The organism is Parahaemophilus parainfluenzae (assembly GCF_001053575.1).
GTDB classification, from domain to species: Bacteria; Pseudomonadota; Gammaproteobacteria; order Enterobacterales; family Pasteurellaceae; genus Haemophilus_D; species Haemophilus_D parainfluenzae_S.
In genome coordinates this window covers 64,729-80,645 of the sequence record NZ_JVSL01000017.1, presented here as the reverse complement: position 1 = coordinate 80,645, position 15,917 = coordinate 64,729, and the positions used below count along the sequence as shown (strand labels likewise).

Here is a 15,917-nt window from a genome sequence, read left to right as displayed (position 1 = left end):
GAATTTATTCGGATCTAGTACTTTCATTAACCATGAAAGAATAAAATAGAAATAGAACAAAGAAGTAAAAGATATTTCCTGAATTATGTGCAAGAAATGCCTGACTCATGCAGTAAATAATCGTTGATAGTACATGAATAATACCTAATATCGAAATAAATTTTATTCTTTTATTCCTCTGGCCCACTACTTTTCTGTAGAATAAGTGTAAAGGGACAATAAAAATACTTAATATGGCAATTCCTCCCAATATCCCTTTCTTTGCTAATTCGTCTATAAATTGATTATGTAAATGTGAAAAGGAGATTGACGCCTTAGTTACAACATCTTTATCAGCTAAATCTTTTTTATAATAATCTAATTCTTTTAAACTCCACCCAGAAATTGGGTGCTCTAAAAAAGCTTTTGAACCAATCTTCCACATATCTAAACGTTCACCGACAGAGCTTACTTTATTATAACCAGATAAATACACATCTAATTGATATTTTGCATCAGAAATTCTCCCAGTAAATTGATTATTCATCATCAATAATGCTCCACAAAAACACAAAATCAGCGAAAGTCCTATTAATACCTTTCTTGATAATAAATATCTATATAAAAAAAGAAGGATTATTACTATGAATGGAGCACTAATCCATCCTCCACGAGCAAATGAAAGGATACTAGCCAAAACGCCGAATAAACCACAACCAACTGAAAATAAAGCCAACTTACTTTTCTTTACGTCTAAGAAATAAAAAGCGATACCAAAACTAAATAAGCCTAATGACATCGCAATATCCCCAGACTGTATCTTCATTTGGTTATAAAAAGCACTTTCTAAGCTTAAAATATAATACTGATAGAGCGCTACAACACCTGAAATAAAAGAACCTAAAGGAATGCTATAGAGCAAAATATCAAACTTAACTAAACTATAAACTATAAAAATAATCACAGAAAGAAATAAAAATGCTCTTAATGGATTATCTATTAGCTTAATTTTTTCCCCATGAAAGAAAATAAAGAAAAGTGAAACTAAAAAATAAAAAGTAGTCACCAAAAAAATGGCTTTATTCTGCCTTACCACCTCTAAAAAACCTACTCTCTTATAGAGCAAATAACACAAAAATAATATACTTAAAACTAATAATGCCGTCGAACCGTAGTTATATCCTTTAGGAAACATCAAAAGTAAAGTAAAAAATAAAAATATTGATGCATTAATAAACAACTTAGGGGAAATTCCTATATTAAGCATAAATCTTAATCCTTATATAATACATCTACAATTTCTGTCGTAGGCTTAAAGCCTGTAGGGGCATTTAACAATGTTTGACGAATAGCAATATAATCTGCAGCTTTACAAGCATCCTCTAATTCAAGCAACACGTCTGATAGTTGTTCAAATGGTAAATAAACCTCTTCAGCTGTCATAATACGAGGATGACTTGTTTTACGAACGTTATCACCACCAATTAACAACTCTTCATACAATTTCTCTCCTGGTCGCAACCCAGTATAAGTAATTTCAATATCACCTTTCGAGTTGTTTTCATCCTTAACCGATAGCCCTGACAACTGAACTAAGTTTTTAGCTAAATCCACTATTTTAACTGGTTCTCCCATATCTAAAATGAAAACATCACCACCTTTTGCCATTGCTCCAGCCTGAATAACAAGCTGAGCTGCTTCAGGAATAGTCATGAAATAACGAATAATATCAGGGTGTGTAATGGTAATAGGACCACCTTTTAGAATTTGCTTTCTAAACAAGGGAATAACTGAACCTGATGAGCCCAATACATTACCAAAACGAACCATACTGAAACAAGTTTGGTAGTCTTTCAATTGTTCTGATAGCGCCTGTAAACACAGCTCAGCCATACGCTTACTCGCCCCCATCACATTCGTTGGGCGAACTGCTTTATCTGTTGAAATGAGTACAAACGATTTAATATTATGTTCTGCGGCACATCTTGCAACATTATATGTACCAAATACATTATTTCGCACACCTTCAATCATATTATACTCAACCAAAGGAACATGCTTATATGCTGCAGCGTGGTAAATAGTATCAATATTAAAATGGGATAAAACGCGATCTACACGTTCAATATCCTGTACATTTCCTAAAACAGGATAAATCTTAGTGTTTATAATATTATTTTTATTTGCAATTTCTAATAACTCTTGATGAATGGAATAAAGAGAAAATTCTGAAAGTTCAAATAGAATTAAAACATTTGGCTCATTTAAAATAATTTGACGACATAACTCAGAACCAATTGAACCACCAGCCCCTGTTACCATGACAGATTTATGAAGAATATTTTTCTGTAATAAATCTTTATTTGGTAATACTGGCTCTCGACCTAACAAATCCTCAATGTGAACTTCTCGTAGCTCATCAATTTTTGCATTCCCTTGCAAGATATCTTCCATATCTGGAATAGTTTGGACCTTAATTTTTAAAGGAATTAAGCTATCAATTATTGTCTTACGCTCGCTACGTGATGCACTAGGAATCGCTAACAAAATAACTTTAATATTATATTTTTGAACAAGCTTTGAGATATCATTTGGTGAAAATATTTGATTCCCTAAAAGATAAGTACCATGTAACTTCACGTTATCATCAATAAAGCCTCTAATACGATAACGATAAGCATGTTTAAGCAGTAGTGCTAACTGTCGTCCTGTTGTTCCTGCGCCATAAATCAGGACTGATTCATTATCTTTATCTAAAATTAAACTAACATAGTAACGAACCAACATCCTTGCACTACCACATAGCAAGAATACATAAGAAAAATAAATAATAGGAACAGTTCTAGGTATATCCGAACCAATGAAGAAAGAAAAGAAAATAAGACTAACCGCTGAAACGAAAGCACCTCCAGCCACCATTGCTAAAGCCTTAAAAGATATGTAACGCAGGACCGCACGATAAAGCCCTAATTTAATAAACGTAAAAAGAGTTATCGCAATTGTGCATAATAGAGTTGTCCAAATTTCCGTATCATCAAATGCAACTATTCCACCTAATCGAGTCCAATAAGCTAGAAAAAATGCAGATATTAATAAGACCACATCAATAAAAAGACTAATTACTCTCTTTTTAGTTCTCGACATTCCAAATACTAGAGAATAAATCATACAAATATCCTTAAGTTAGTAAAATTGGTTAAACAATCTACCTAACAATCTTCAACAATGTTAGAAAGATTATTTTAAAGTATTCTGATACATTTTTATTCTGAATGTACTTCATATTATATTTAATCTTCTCAGGCATGATCTCTTCAATATAAGTCTTTTCAGGATCATTAGACTTCCCTAAAATTTCATTTTCATCCATATACTCAATAGAAGCATAATCAGTAATCCCCGGCTTTACAGAAAGTACTTTTTGTTGTTCATCAGTATAAAGCTCAACATATTTTCTTACTTCTGGACGAGGACCAACTAAACTCATATCTCCAACAAGTACATTAATCAGCTGTGGTAACTCGTCAAGTTTATACTTACGAATAAAATAACCTGAACGGGTAATTCTAGGATCTCGACCACCTACAGTGATTAACCCTTTTTTATCAGCATCAACCACCATTGATCGAAACTTAAACAGACCAAAATCGATACCATTCTGTCCAACTCGAACTTGCTTATAAAAGACAGGACCTTTTGAATCTGTCTTAATCCAAATGGCTAATACAATGAAAATAGGGGCTAGAACAACTAGCCCAACTAAACTTAAAATAAAATCAAAAAAACGAATCACTTTTACTTAACCTTATTATAGGCACTCACAACCGTATCAATTACAAATTTCACCTGCTCATCTGTTAATTGAGGATAGATAGGAAGAGAAATCTCACACTTATAGTTATTATATGCTTGCGGGTAATCTTCAATTTTATACCCTAGGTTCTTAAATAAAGTAAGCATTGGCATTGGGATAAAGTGAACATTTACAGCCACTTCACTCTTCGCTATTTCATCAATCATCGCATCTCGTTGCGCTTCAGTAAAATCTTTAATACGTAAAGCATATAAGTGATATGAAGTTTCTTTTTCACCTTGTTTTGATGGTGGTAAAATTGCCCAATCATATTGTTTAAATGCTTCGCCATAAGTATCAAAAACACGTTTACGCTCTTTCAATAAATCTTCATAAATACGAATTTGTGCTAAGCCGATAGCAGCATTCACATCTGCCATATTAATTTTCATACCTAGACCAGTAATATCGTATCGCCAACCACCAGCTTTACTCTTAGAGAAAGCATCTTTAGTTTGACAGTTTAATGCCATTTGGCGAAGTTCACTATAGAGCTTAGCATTATCAAAAGGTGCAGGTAAGTTAATACAAATTGCACCACCTTCAGCTGTGGTAACATTTTTTACAGCATGCAATGAGAAAATAGCAATATCAGTTTCACTTCCTGTTCTCATACCCTTTTTGTACCAAGCACCTAAAGAGTGTGCTGCATCATTCAATACTAAAATACGGCCAAGTTTTTCTTGATTCTCGCTTTCAGCCTTAAAGAGTGGTCGAATTTCTGAAGATTTTACCAAATCCATAATTTCGTCATAATCGCAAGGGAACCCAGCAATATCAACAGGCATAATAGCTTTCGTTCTTGGTGTAATTGCTTTTTTAATCGCATCTAAAGAAATATTAAAATCTTCTGAAGTATCTACCATTACTGGCTTAGCTCCCGCATGCAATACTGCTAAAGCTGTTGCACTATAAGTATAAGCAGGCACAATTACCTCATCGCCTTCTTTTACGCCAAACCAACGAAGCATCATAATCGCTGCAGAAGTCCAAGAGTTTACACAAAGCACTTCTTTGGCCCCTGAGAATTGTTTAATTTCCTCTTCTAAAGCTTTAACTTTAGGCCCTGTGGTAATCCAGCCTGAACGTAAAGAATCTACAACTTCATTGATTACATCTTCATTAACATATGGAGGAGAAAATGGAATTTTCATGTTTTTATCCTTTCTATCTAAATAATTTATATAATAATTTTTTCACAAAACTTGGAGAAATAGACATCAAAAAATAAGCAATTGCGTAGATATCAGCTTTAATACCATAATTTAAATCTCTATTTATATGAAATAGGCGGAATTTTAGTAGCCCAATTGTTTTTTTCCAATTTGCCCTGCGCTTATAAAAGTCGGAACTGCGTCTGAATTTCAATCCAATATAATCAATATTTGCCAATCTGCAGTTATTTAAGAATGCTTGATACCACAATAAAGTATCTTCCGCTAAAGCAACTTCCTTACTATACCTTCCCGCTTTATCAAAAAAAGTCTTTCTGAACATAGCTGTTGGATGAGCTATCGGATCTCGTTTTTCAAAAAATTGATATAACTCGTTATGAAGAAGAGGATATTCTACTTTATCATTGATAACACTATCATTTTCATCAATTTCACAAATCCAGCAACCAACCGCATCAACATCTACATGCTGTTGTAAGAACTCAAGCTGTAGTTTAAAACGGTCTCTTTCAGCTATATCATCCGTATCCATTCTAGCAATAAAATTCCCCTTAGCAACCTTCAACCCTTCATTTAATGCTAAAGCAAGCCCCATATTTTTAGGTAATGGAACAGATACTAACTTAGTTCCTATTTTTTCTTTCCAGTAGTTAACTGCTGAATACAAATGATCTGATAAGATACCATCTTCAACCAAAATAATTTCATCAGGCCTTAAAGTTTGGTTAGTCCATATACTTTCCATGGTTTTATGGAAATATTCTGGTTTCTCTTTATGATAAATAGACATCAAAACTGAAAGATTCATATTGCACCCTATGTCGATTTATACAACTTAACTAAAATACTTAATAAAAGACTAGATAATCTAAAGCCCATATATGTTAAACAAAAATAAATAATCCTTTTTTTGCTATTTCTCGTATTCTTTGAATACTTAGAAAGCCATTTATATTTACTTAACATACGTTTAACATTAGGATTTTTTAAAAATGGTTTCACATAAGGGATAACTTCCAAATAATAATGCGATAAATACAAATAATCAGCATCCCTGATCTTCTTTGAACCTGAAAGCACATTTTCTATATTTAAAAATAGATCTTCCAAATTTTTCATTTTAAGCTTATAACTAATACTTCCTTCCCTATTTTGTCTATACATATAAACTCCTTTATTATAAATATAATAAGAGGCTATATGCTGTGAAAGCTCAAAACACCACTGCACATCTTCTGATGTCATATTTAATGGAAATGAAATATTATTAATAGCTACAATATCCTTTCTTATACATTTATTACATGCAGATGGATACCATATACCATTATCAATCAACGAATATAAGTTATCAGAAAAGTTATTTGAAGTGGAAGACATTTCAGACAAATCAAACTGATACTCCTTAATTCTATCCTTGCCGTAATAATAAGAGTAGGGAAAAATAATAGTATCTGGTGAATGAGTTTCAATTATACAATTAAGATTTTCCAAGAAATCATCATCTCTCCAAAAATCATCACCATCTAAAAATAATAAGTAATCACCTTCTGCTTGATTTATCGCCACATTCCTTGCGCTAGAGAGGCCACCATTTTCCTTATTAACTAATTTTATACATCCATTTTTTTCACTCAGTTCTTCGCAATGCTCAAATGTTGCATCGGTAGAACCATCATTCACCAAGACAATCTCATAATCTTTAAAAGATTGCTTTAAAATACTATCTATACAACTAACGATATAATCCTGCACATTATAAGCAGGCACAATTACAGAAAATTTCATAACTTTCCTTTCTAGTTATTTTTAGTTATAATGAAATATGCTCGTATAAGGAGATATTTGTTTATTTTTTCCAAATTCTTTATTACTATCTAAAATATCTTTATGATACAACACAACCCAAAAACTAAAGCATAAAAATAGAATAATTTTATTTAACTTCAACCTTGAATCAACCAATAATTCCACTGACAAAATCAAAGCTATGCTAAAAGCAGACAATATTCTATTAAATATATAGAACTTTATAGATATAAAAAGAGATAGTAAAACAAATATATTTATTAGAACCACTATATTATACTTTTCCGTGGCAAATCTGTCCTTTCTCAAGAAAATAAATGGAAGTAATATAAAATACTGAAAAATCATACCTAATCCACTCCCTATATTAGTTTCTCTTGCGTACTCATCCATAGATAAATATCCTTGATATTTTGTGCCAGAAAGAATATTTAACTCTAAAACTAAGTCAATAATATTAAAACTTAAAACAAAATAGCATAAAAATATAACAACCATCATGGCTATTCTAGACACCCGGAAAAATCTTAATAAAATCAACGGGAAAAATAAAAATGATACATTGTGAAATAATGAAGACAAACCCACCAGTAAAATATACTTCATATACTTATTTTCAAATAATAAAAAACAAGCATAAAGAATTATCACCATAGATAAGCTCTGTCTCATTTCATTCAGACTACTAAGATAAAAAAGTAAAATATATGAAGCCAAAAATAAGCTAGGACATTTGGATTTAGTTAAACATAGATATAGAAATAAACATTGAATAGCAGCCATAGTCACAAAAATAAACTGATGGTGAAGACCAAATAGCATATATAGTTTATTTAAATAATAAAATCCTATCTCTAAGGGCCAATTCTCATTGTAATAGTCTAAATTATTATAGATATCTACGTAATGCGAATAATCAGCTCCTGTATTCTCTCTTAATGCTGAAACCAAAAAGAGAGGAAGTAGGGCTAAGATAAAAAATACATGTTTTAACTTTATAACCTTTGCAATCTCAGCAAAAAAAACTAATATAATGCTAATAAATAACATTAAATCATATATAAAAAATGTTTCTAGCATAGATTAGCCAAACCTATAATTTCTCAATCGGGATATCAAACTTTCTCATCAATTCCGATTCTTTTTCAAATCCTTCTACCTGAATAGACACTGGATGAATTCTATTTTCACCCAATATATTTATAATCGCTGAACTATATATAGTATATACATATATCTCTTTATAATTATTTAATTCATTACAGATGATATCTTCAAAAATTAAATCTGAATTATAATACTTCACTCCATCGACAACAAAGCTCTCTTTGGGGTGGGGGAGGTAATAATCAATATTATATTTATCTATTATTTTTTTAAACAAATCTACATTTTTAGTATCATCATCATACAATCTTTGCCCTAAACATATTTTTAATACACCGTTAAGAGCATTACCAACACTATTATTAAATTTAAATATAGAGATTCTTTTGGTATTTTTTATGATATTATCCATATCATATATAGTATAATGTAAAGACGATATATCTTTTAATGTATTAATATCATGATCGATCATAAAGATAAACTTAATAAACTTAAGCTTCCAGCTTTCATTATTTTGATAAAGCATACTGTTTTTCAAAATATTAGCAGTTCCATCATCAAATGTTATTAGCTCATTAAACTTGAGAGATGAAATAATTGATTGAATCAATATATTTTCTATATTTGCAACAAAGATCTTATCAAATTTTTTATTAAAGAATCTAATCTTGTAATACAAAATAAGGCATACTAACTTTATTGAACTTTTACAATAAATCTTATTTAAAATATTACATAAAACACCAAATAAATTAAAATATCTATCTACTTTCTCGGAAAAATGATTAGAAAATAATATTCCGTAAAATTTATCATCTTCATAGTTTTTAACTATCTCTTTTGCTAAAAGAGTTTGTAAAGGGGTTGTGCATATAATTAAATTCATATTTTATTTAACTCTCGATGTCATGACATATAAAAAAGGAAGTATAATACCTGCTCCTAATATGCTAGCAAAGGGGACATATTCAACCCCAAATTGCATAAAGATCGACAACCCTCCTAAATACAGTATTGTAGAAAGGATTGAGCATAATGATATCCATTTATTCTTTCCGTAAAAGAAAAGGTAATTTACTAAAATTAGATAAGGTACCGAGAACATTGTGGCAATAAGGAACATAATAATATAGTACTTTGTTCCCCAGAACTGTTCCCCTAAAACAAAAATCACAAATTCCTCTGGAATTGCCCACATAATAATAGAAGGAATAGGAATTAAAAGTAATGAAAGCAATGTTAGTTGGTGTACTTTCTGTAAAGTAATCTTCTTTTGTTTTAATGCTTCATAAAAATAAGGTATTGCAGCCTTATTTATTGCTTGAATAATGACTGCAAGCACCAACGCAATTTGAGCCCCCATAGCATAAAGACCTAATTCAGATTCAGTAAATTTATTATAAATAAATACTCGATCTAATTGACCTTTTATAAACATGCTGATCTGATGAAAAGCTAACGGAATACCAAATCCTAGAAAATATAGAAAACCTTTTTGATACTCTGCTATATTAAAAGACTTTCTTCTATGCTCCCTAAAATAGGAAAAATAAACCAATATAAATATTATTAAGTTACCTAAGAATAGTGCAAGAAATCGCTTGCCAACAAGATCACTATGAGAGAACTCCAAAAATAATACCGTTAATAATGTTGTCAACAATGCACTTCCAATTTGAATTAAAGTATACGAGATTGCCTTTTTCTGACACTGTTTTATACATAATTGAACTGTTAAGAAAGTTTGGAAAATTGAGATCAAAATTAAGTATGCTAAAATTTCAGAATGAAAAAAATAGCAAAATAACAATCCTACGGAACCTATCAGTAAGGCGTAAGCATATCCTGAAAATAAGATCAAATTTATCGAGCGCTTTCCATAAAAATAAAAGTACCTTGTAACAGCACCTTCTTGACTGAAACTAATAATAATAATAAGTAAAGATAATATTGTTTGATAATAGGATAATTCCCCAAAGCCGTTTACACCTAATTTTCTAGACAAATAAGGTAACAGTAAAAATGGGAAAATTTTAGCAACTATCTCACCTATTAAGTAAATAACACTATCTTTTAAGATCATAAATTATCATTTATAAATGAAAGTATTAAAACCAACAACCGTTGTGCCATCAGGAACATCTTTTGTAACTACAGCATTAGCGCCTATTATGCAATTTTTACCAATAGTAATATCACCTAAAACCTTTGCCCCACATCCTATAATAGTATCTTGACCAACAATTTGCTGACATGGTATACCTCTTTTTTCTTTCTCATCAAACCTTAATGCACCGAAAGTAACATTCTGATGGATAATAACTCCATCAGCTAGCACTGCTCCACCACCAATGACAATTCCTGTAGGATGGCGAAAAACAACATTACCTAATTTACAACTAGGCGTAATATCACAAGCAAACTTACGAAATATCCTTTTATGCAATAAAAAGACCAATAGACTATTAATTTTACGAAGAAATTTACTGTCTTTATATCTTTCTATATTTTGATTAAAACGTTGCATCAATCTTATTAAAAAGATCAACTCCTCACTTAATGACCTTAAAAAAAATCTATACAATTTCATTACTTATTCTCTAAATCATAAAACCGCTTCGGTTTATTTTCATTCTCACCAGCTAAAAATGCTTTAATCAGCCCATAAGCCTTTTCCGATGAACTATCTTGATAATATGGATTTACCATTGTAGGCAAGCGTTTTTGGAAATCATCAGATAATAAATGTTGAATCCCTTGTTCAATAGATTGTCGATTACTTTCTACATCAATAACTGATTCGCCACGAACGCGTCCTTCTTGCCTTTTCCCAATATTTACTGTTCCTACTTGTAAAGAAGGCGCTTCTAACAAACCTGATGAACTATTACCTATTAACCCTTTTGAATACTTAATTAAAGCTAAATATTCCTCCGGTTTTACCGATGTGAAAAATGCAAATCGATTTTCATCTGCATAACTTTTTACTTTGGCAAATATGACATCGGAATGCGTGTCAGAATTAGATCCAATAAACACAAATTGATAATCTGACTTAAAGGAATCTAATGCTAAAAGAAGCTGATCAACTTGCTCTTCTACAGATTGCCCAGTAATAGTTTCAGGATGAAATGCAACCATAAAATACGGTTTATTTTGCAAATTTAACTTAAAAAACAACCGCTCTTTTGATGGCAATTCTAAACTTAGTCCATTTTCAGCCCCAAGAGAGCCAATGTTATGCACACTTTCAGGAAGTTCGCCAAGCTGAATCACTCGTTTACGATATACTTCTGTCGCTGTGAGATGCAGTTTTGCCATTTTTGTAATACAGTGGCGAATAAACTCATCATAATTGCCTAATGTTTGCTCGCCACCATGCAAATGAATTAATGGAATGTTATGTATTGCAGCAGCCGTTGCTACAGAAAGTATTTCATAACGATCACCTAATACCATTACTGCATCATAATGATTTTTCTGGAAATGTTTACCAAAGAGATCGAGGGTTTCAGCCATTGAAGTTAAAATTGTTTGGTTATTTTGGCTATCAAGTTTTACTGCTATTCTCTCAGCAATATTAAACCCATCTTGCTCAATCACATTTACGGTATTTCCATATTGAGGAGCAAGGTGCATAGCGGTTACAATCAATGAAAAATCCAACTCATTGTCTTCTTGTAATCGTCTTAGTAAGCGCTTAACAATACCGTATTCAGCACGTGAGCCTGTTACATAGGCAATTCTCTTTTTCGTCATAGCTCTGATTTGATGATCTCTTCCAATAACTGATAGCCTTGTTCATTCAAATGTAAGCCATCATTAGTGTAATCTAAGTTTAATTTGCCATAGTGATCACTAAATCTGCTATCTAGAGCAATCCATCTTGCAGATTTAAGATTTTCTTTTAGAAATGCGTTAAGTTCTCTAATCACTGCATTATTACGATCAATCCTTAAGGCCACAGGGGTAATTTCTAAGAAATAAAGCTGAATGTTATTATTGATTGCTTTTAGTTTTTCAATAACTTTCTGAATGTCTGATAAAATTTGCTCTTTTGTCCAATTAGCATACACGATATCATTAGTTCCAAACATCAAAATAGCTTTATTACCTAAAGATTTAATCAATCCTTGATCTAGAATCAAATCAATATATTGTTTAGTAGTAATCCCCGCAATAGCTAAATTATTAACGGCTTGGTTGTTAACTTCTTCAATATTCCAATAATCTAAAATTGAGTGACCAATTAAGCTGATTTCTTTTGTTTGATTAAAATTATCTTTCTTAGCGGATATTGTTTTTTTGATTGTTTCTAATAGGATTTTATCTTTATTACGTTGCTGAAGAATAAAATAGAAATATTCGAAATCAAGACGATCATCAATATCAACTGAAACTTCTTTAGCCATAAAATACGCAACACACTTCTCTCCATAGAAGTGTTTTTGCTCTAAATAAGCCTGAGGTTTTGCAGAAAAAATTGCCCCATTTGGTGAATACTCTGGATGATATTGCTGGCGAGCATAATTAGAATAATCTAATTTAAAGTTTTTTAAACTCTCATCCTCATCAATTGGACGGGTTAATGTTGTTGGTTTATGCGCATCAGATACAGAAACTAAAAAATCAAATTTATCAAAATGTGCTTCAAATTTTTTATTCGCTTCTTGAATATGTTGAGCAGTTCTTAATGGTGAAGTCGGTTGCAGCAATACAAAATAATCATAATCAACATGACTATATCGATTCAATACATCTTCAATTACGACAAAAGAACTTGCTTTATCTGAGGATAGCTCGGCAGAACGTTTTATAAATTCAATCGGATAATGAGAAAGTAAATCAATATATTCTTGAGAATCTGTACTTACGATAATCTTTTCAAACTCTTCACTTTCTAATGCTGCCTCAATACTATAGGCCATTAGTGGTTTACCATTTGCAAATAAAACATTTTTATTAGGTAACCCTTTTGAGCCTGATCTCGCTGTAATAATTGCAATTTTCTTCATAATTTTAACCGCTCTTATTCTTGATTTGAGAAACGACTATCTTGAATTAATTGATCTTCTTCAAAATCCATTTCCGCATCTTTACCTAAAATATCATACCAACGCATCGGACTAATACCATTTCCTGGACGTTTAGTGGTCAAATTCTCAGTCGTATAGGTTTCGCCTTTTTTAATTGGGCGAGCTGCAATAATGGATTTGCGGGCCACAATTTTGTTTTTAGCTTCAGAAACAGTAACAATTTTCTCAGAAGAACCTAATGATTTTTCGACAGCTCGAATTCCTTCGCAAAGCAATTTCAATTCCTCTGGTGTCACAGATGCTTTATGATCTGGACCTTCAAAATTTTTGTCTAAAGTAAAATGTTTTTCAATGAAAGTAATACCATACGGGACAGCTGCAAGCCCTGCAAAATAACCTACCGAATGATCTGAAAAACCCAAATTATAATCAGAGAATAATGTTTTTAACTGATAAAACGCATTTAAATTTACATCTTCATAAGGGGTTGGGTATTCGGTATTGCAGTGAAGAATAGTAATCTCTTCTTTCTTCATACCATTTTTTTCTAATACAGATAAGGCATCTTTGATCTCTTCAATAGTCGCCATTCCTGTTGAAATTACCACGCTTTTTCCTTCAATCGGCAAACTAGCAATTTTCTCTAAGTAAGGTAAGTTAGTTAGTTCGCCAGATGGAATCTTCCATACTTTTTGCTTTTCACTAGCAAGAAAATCAATGGACTCCATATCAAATGGCGTAGAAAACACTTCTAACTCTAAAGAACGCGCATAAGCTTCTAATTTACGAAACTCATCATAAGAAAGCTCTAGTTTACGAGTCATTTCAAGCTGACTATCTGCAGTACCTGTAGTTACTTTTTGGTATTCCGCTTTCGGAGCATATTTTGAAATCAGTTTATCTGCTTTAAATGTTTGAAATTTAACTGCATCAACACCACATTCCTTTGCAACATCTATCATTTTCTTTGCTAACTCAGGATTTCCATTATGATTACAACCAATTTCTGCAACAATAAATACTTGACTCATTTTTATTCTACTTCCTTAATAAATTTTGCTGGAACACCAGCAACAATAGTACGAGGTTTTACGTTACGAATTACAACTGCACCTGCACCAACTACAGCACTTTCCCCAATTCTCAATTGGCCAGTGATCACCGATGAGCTTCCAATAAAACAATAATCTTCAATTATAACATCACCATTTAATGTACTATTTGTAGAAATATTACTGTGATCACCAATACAACAACCATGCTCAATTAATGACTTAGTATTGATAATGACATTATCTCCAATAGTAACACCGCTATTTACTATGGCCATTTTCCCTACAAAAACCCCTCTACCTAGAGAAGAGTTGTTAGATACGACCGCTGTTTTATCAATGATGTTAATAACGTCACATTGATATTTCATAAGCTTTAAATATTTATCTAGGCGATAAGTGTTATTTCCTATACTTATAAAAAAACTGTAATGTTCCCTTTCTTGGAAATCATCAATCGTTTTAGCAAGAATTGGATAACCTAAATGACTCGTTCCTTCTGGTTTAAAATTATCAATGAACCCACAAAATTCATATCTTGATAAATCTAAAGAATCTAGTACAGACTTCGCATAGCCACCTGCGCCAATAAAAACTACTTTCTTTTTCATTATTAACGTTTTTTAGTACTTTGAATCAATGAACTCAACAAAATAATAAAACTAGAAATCATCAAACCAATAATAAACCCAATTACAATAATTAATCCTTTTTGGGGCTTATCTTTAATCACGGGATAGTCTGGCTCACTTAAATAATAATACCCACTAACAGCACCTTCTTTCTCCACTTTTTTCTCTAACGCACTTAAGAGATTAGCTTGTTTTTCAATATTATAGTAATTCAACGGATAGACTAAAGACGCATTTTTTAAGGTATTAACTTGAGCTTGCAAATATTGTTCCCCAAGCATAAATAAATATGTACCATCACTCAACTTTGAGTCAGTAGATGGCACTCGTGTATCACCGAGAGAAACTTCTAGTAAACTTATATTTCCACTTAACGACTTGGAATAATCTTTAATCCCTGCTGATTTAGCAATATTTAAAGCTGTTGTAAGATTTTCTAATTGAATTTGGCGAGCATTTTCAGCATCCTGCTTAATCTTGTTCTTTTGTATTTCTAAACTACCACGTACTACACTAATATCAGCTAGAAAATCTTTTTTATTTTGAATAACCACCCATTGGTTTACAAATTGGATATAAGCTGATAATACATCCTGTGCTTCTTTTGGCGTCTCGGCAGAAAAACTAACATTCACACCAATTGCATTTGGATCTTTTTTAGGATCTGGTACGGTAACAATCAGATTTTTATCGACCAAATTAGATAACAGCTTATGTTTAGTCTCTTCAGAATTAGCATTTTTATCAGCATAAGTGTTAAACCATTTTGATTGAGAAAAGAATGCCTCTTTCAAACTACGTGAAAATAAAGCTGTTTTAAAGTCATTAAATACGTTTTCGGAAACTTTATCTTGAGAAAAATCTTTGATATCTAGAATAGATGCATATTCGCTACGGAATGATAAATAATCACCTAAATTAGCGACTTTAGGCGGAATTACTACCGATTTGGATGTCCATTGTTCTTTGGCTGTAAAAGCATAGCCTGCCGCAATGGCGGTAAAAACGAAGGCAGATAAAATAATCCATAGTTTTTTCCTCCATAGATTTTTAACTAATTCAATCAAATCAATCTCATCTGACTCATTTATTTTTTGATAACGACTATCATTCATTATTAATCCTTTCAGGTCTCTTGAACATACTATAAATTCACCACATTCTACCTGAGTTCCCCCATGCTAACAAGGGAATTAGAATGATCTTAATGAATAATTATTAATTGTAATAACGAAAGAAATCATTAATATAAATAAAAAAGACACCACTAA

The 15,917-nt window shown here is 31.6% G+C and carries 15 protein-coding genes; all 15 read right to left on the bottom strand.

From position 1 onward, the window contains the following. Positions 1-4 precede the first annotated feature (4 nt). Genes AC979_RS02470 through AC979_RS02400 form a run of 15 tightly spaced genes read right to left on the bottom strand, consistent with a single transcriptional unit; the run spans position 5 to position 15,761 of the window. Positions 5-1,246, bottom strand: coding sequence for an O-antigen ligase family protein (locus tag AC979_RS02470; protein WP_049372733.1), 1,242 nt, complete (start codon positions 1,244-1,246; stop codon positions 5-7). 5 nt (positions 1,247-1,251) lie between these two features. Further along, positions 1,252-3,147, bottom strand: a complete 1,896-nt coding sequence (locus tag AC979_RS02465; RefSeq protein ID WP_049372732.1) for a nucleoside-diphosphate sugar epimerase/dehydratase — start codon at positions 3,145-3,147, stop codon at positions 1,252-1,254. Positions 3,148-3,184: 37 nt separating this feature from the next. Next, positions 3,185-3,772 (bottom strand): sugar transferase, encoded by a 588-nt coding sequence (locus tag AC979_RS02460; RefSeq protein WP_049372731.1) that lies wholly within the window; start codon positions 3,770-3,772, stop codon positions 3,185-3,187. 2 nt (positions 3,773-3,774) lie between these two features. After that, positions 3,775-4,986, bottom strand: coding sequence for a DegT/DnrJ/EryC1/StrS family aminotransferase (locus AC979_RS02455; RefSeq protein ID WP_049372730.1), 1,212 nt, complete (start codon positions 4,984-4,986; stop codon positions 3,775-3,777). Between the two features lie 13 nt (positions 4,987-4,999). Then, entirely contained in the window at positions 5,000-5,815 is an 816-nt protein-coding gene (locus AC979_RS02450; protein WP_049372729.1) for a glycosyltransferase, read from the bottom strand. A gap of 8 nt (positions 5,816-5,823) precedes the next feature. Beyond that, positions 5,824-6,795 carry a glycosyltransferase family 2 protein gene (locus AC979_RS02445; protein ID WP_049372728.1) on the bottom strand — a complete coding sequence of 324 codons (972 nt, stop codon included), beginning with the start codon at positions 6,793-6,795 and terminating at the stop codon, positions 5,824-5,826. A gap of 21 nt (positions 6,796-6,816) precedes the next feature. Beyond that, positions 6,817-7,896 (bottom strand): EpsG family protein, encoded by a 1,080-nt coding sequence (locus AC979_RS02440; RefSeq protein WP_049372727.1) that lies wholly within the window; start codon positions 7,894-7,896, stop codon positions 6,817-6,819. Positions 7,897-7,909: 13 nt separating this feature from the next. Continuing rightward, positions 7,910-8,812 carry a glycosyltransferase family 52 gene (locus AC979_RS02435; protein ID WP_049372726.1) on the bottom strand — a complete coding sequence of 301 codons (903 nt, stop codon included), beginning with the start codon at positions 8,810-8,812 and terminating at the stop codon, positions 7,910-7,912. 3 nt (positions 8,813-8,815) lie between these two features. Continuing rightward, complete coding sequence (locus AC979_RS02430; protein ID WP_014064206.1) at positions 8,816-10,009, bottom strand: oligosaccharide flippase family protein; 1,194 nt, start codon at positions 10,007-10,009, stop codon at positions 8,816-8,818. A 6-nt stretch (positions 10,010-10,015) separates the two neighbouring features. Beyond that, entirely contained in the window at positions 10,016-10,516 is a 501-nt protein-coding gene (locus AC979_RS10610; protein ID WP_014064207.1) for a serine O-acetyltransferase, read from the bottom strand. Continuing rightward, positions 10,516-11,685 (bottom strand): UDP-N-acetylglucosamine 2-epimerase, encoded by a 1,170-nt coding sequence (neuC, locus tag AC979_RS02420; protein WP_049372725.1) that lies wholly within the window; start codon positions 11,683-11,685, stop codon positions 10,516-10,518. The genes AC979_RS10610 and neuC overlap by 1 nt, the downstream gene beginning before the upstream one ends. Continuing rightward, entirely contained in the window at positions 11,682-12,941 is a 1,260-nt protein-coding gene (locus AC979_RS02415; RefSeq protein ID WP_049372724.1) for a cytidylyltransferase domain-containing protein, read from the bottom strand. Before AC979_RS02415 ends, neuC begins: the two co-directional genes overlap by 4 nt. A gap of 14 nt (positions 12,942-12,955) precedes the next feature. Beyond that, the gene (gene neuB, locus AC979_RS02410; protein ID WP_049372723.1) at positions 12,956-13,993 is read right to left on the bottom strand and encodes an N-acetylneuraminate synthase; all 1,038 of its coding nucleotides are present in this window, start codon (positions 13,991-13,993) and stop codon (positions 12,956-12,958) included. 2 nt (positions 13,994-13,995) lie between these two features. Next, positions 13,996-14,625: an acetyltransferase gene (locus AC979_RS02405; protein ID WP_014064211.1), complete on the bottom strand. Its 630-nt coding sequence runs from the start codon at positions 14,623-14,625 to the stop codon at positions 13,996-13,998. Between the two features lie 2 nt (positions 14,626-14,627). Next, positions 14,628-15,761, bottom strand: a complete 1,134-nt coding sequence (locus AC979_RS02400; RefSeq protein WP_049372722.1) for an LPS O-antigen chain length determinant protein WzzB — start codon at positions 15,759-15,761, stop codon at positions 14,628-14,630. Positions 15,762-15,917 lie beyond the last annotated feature (156 nt).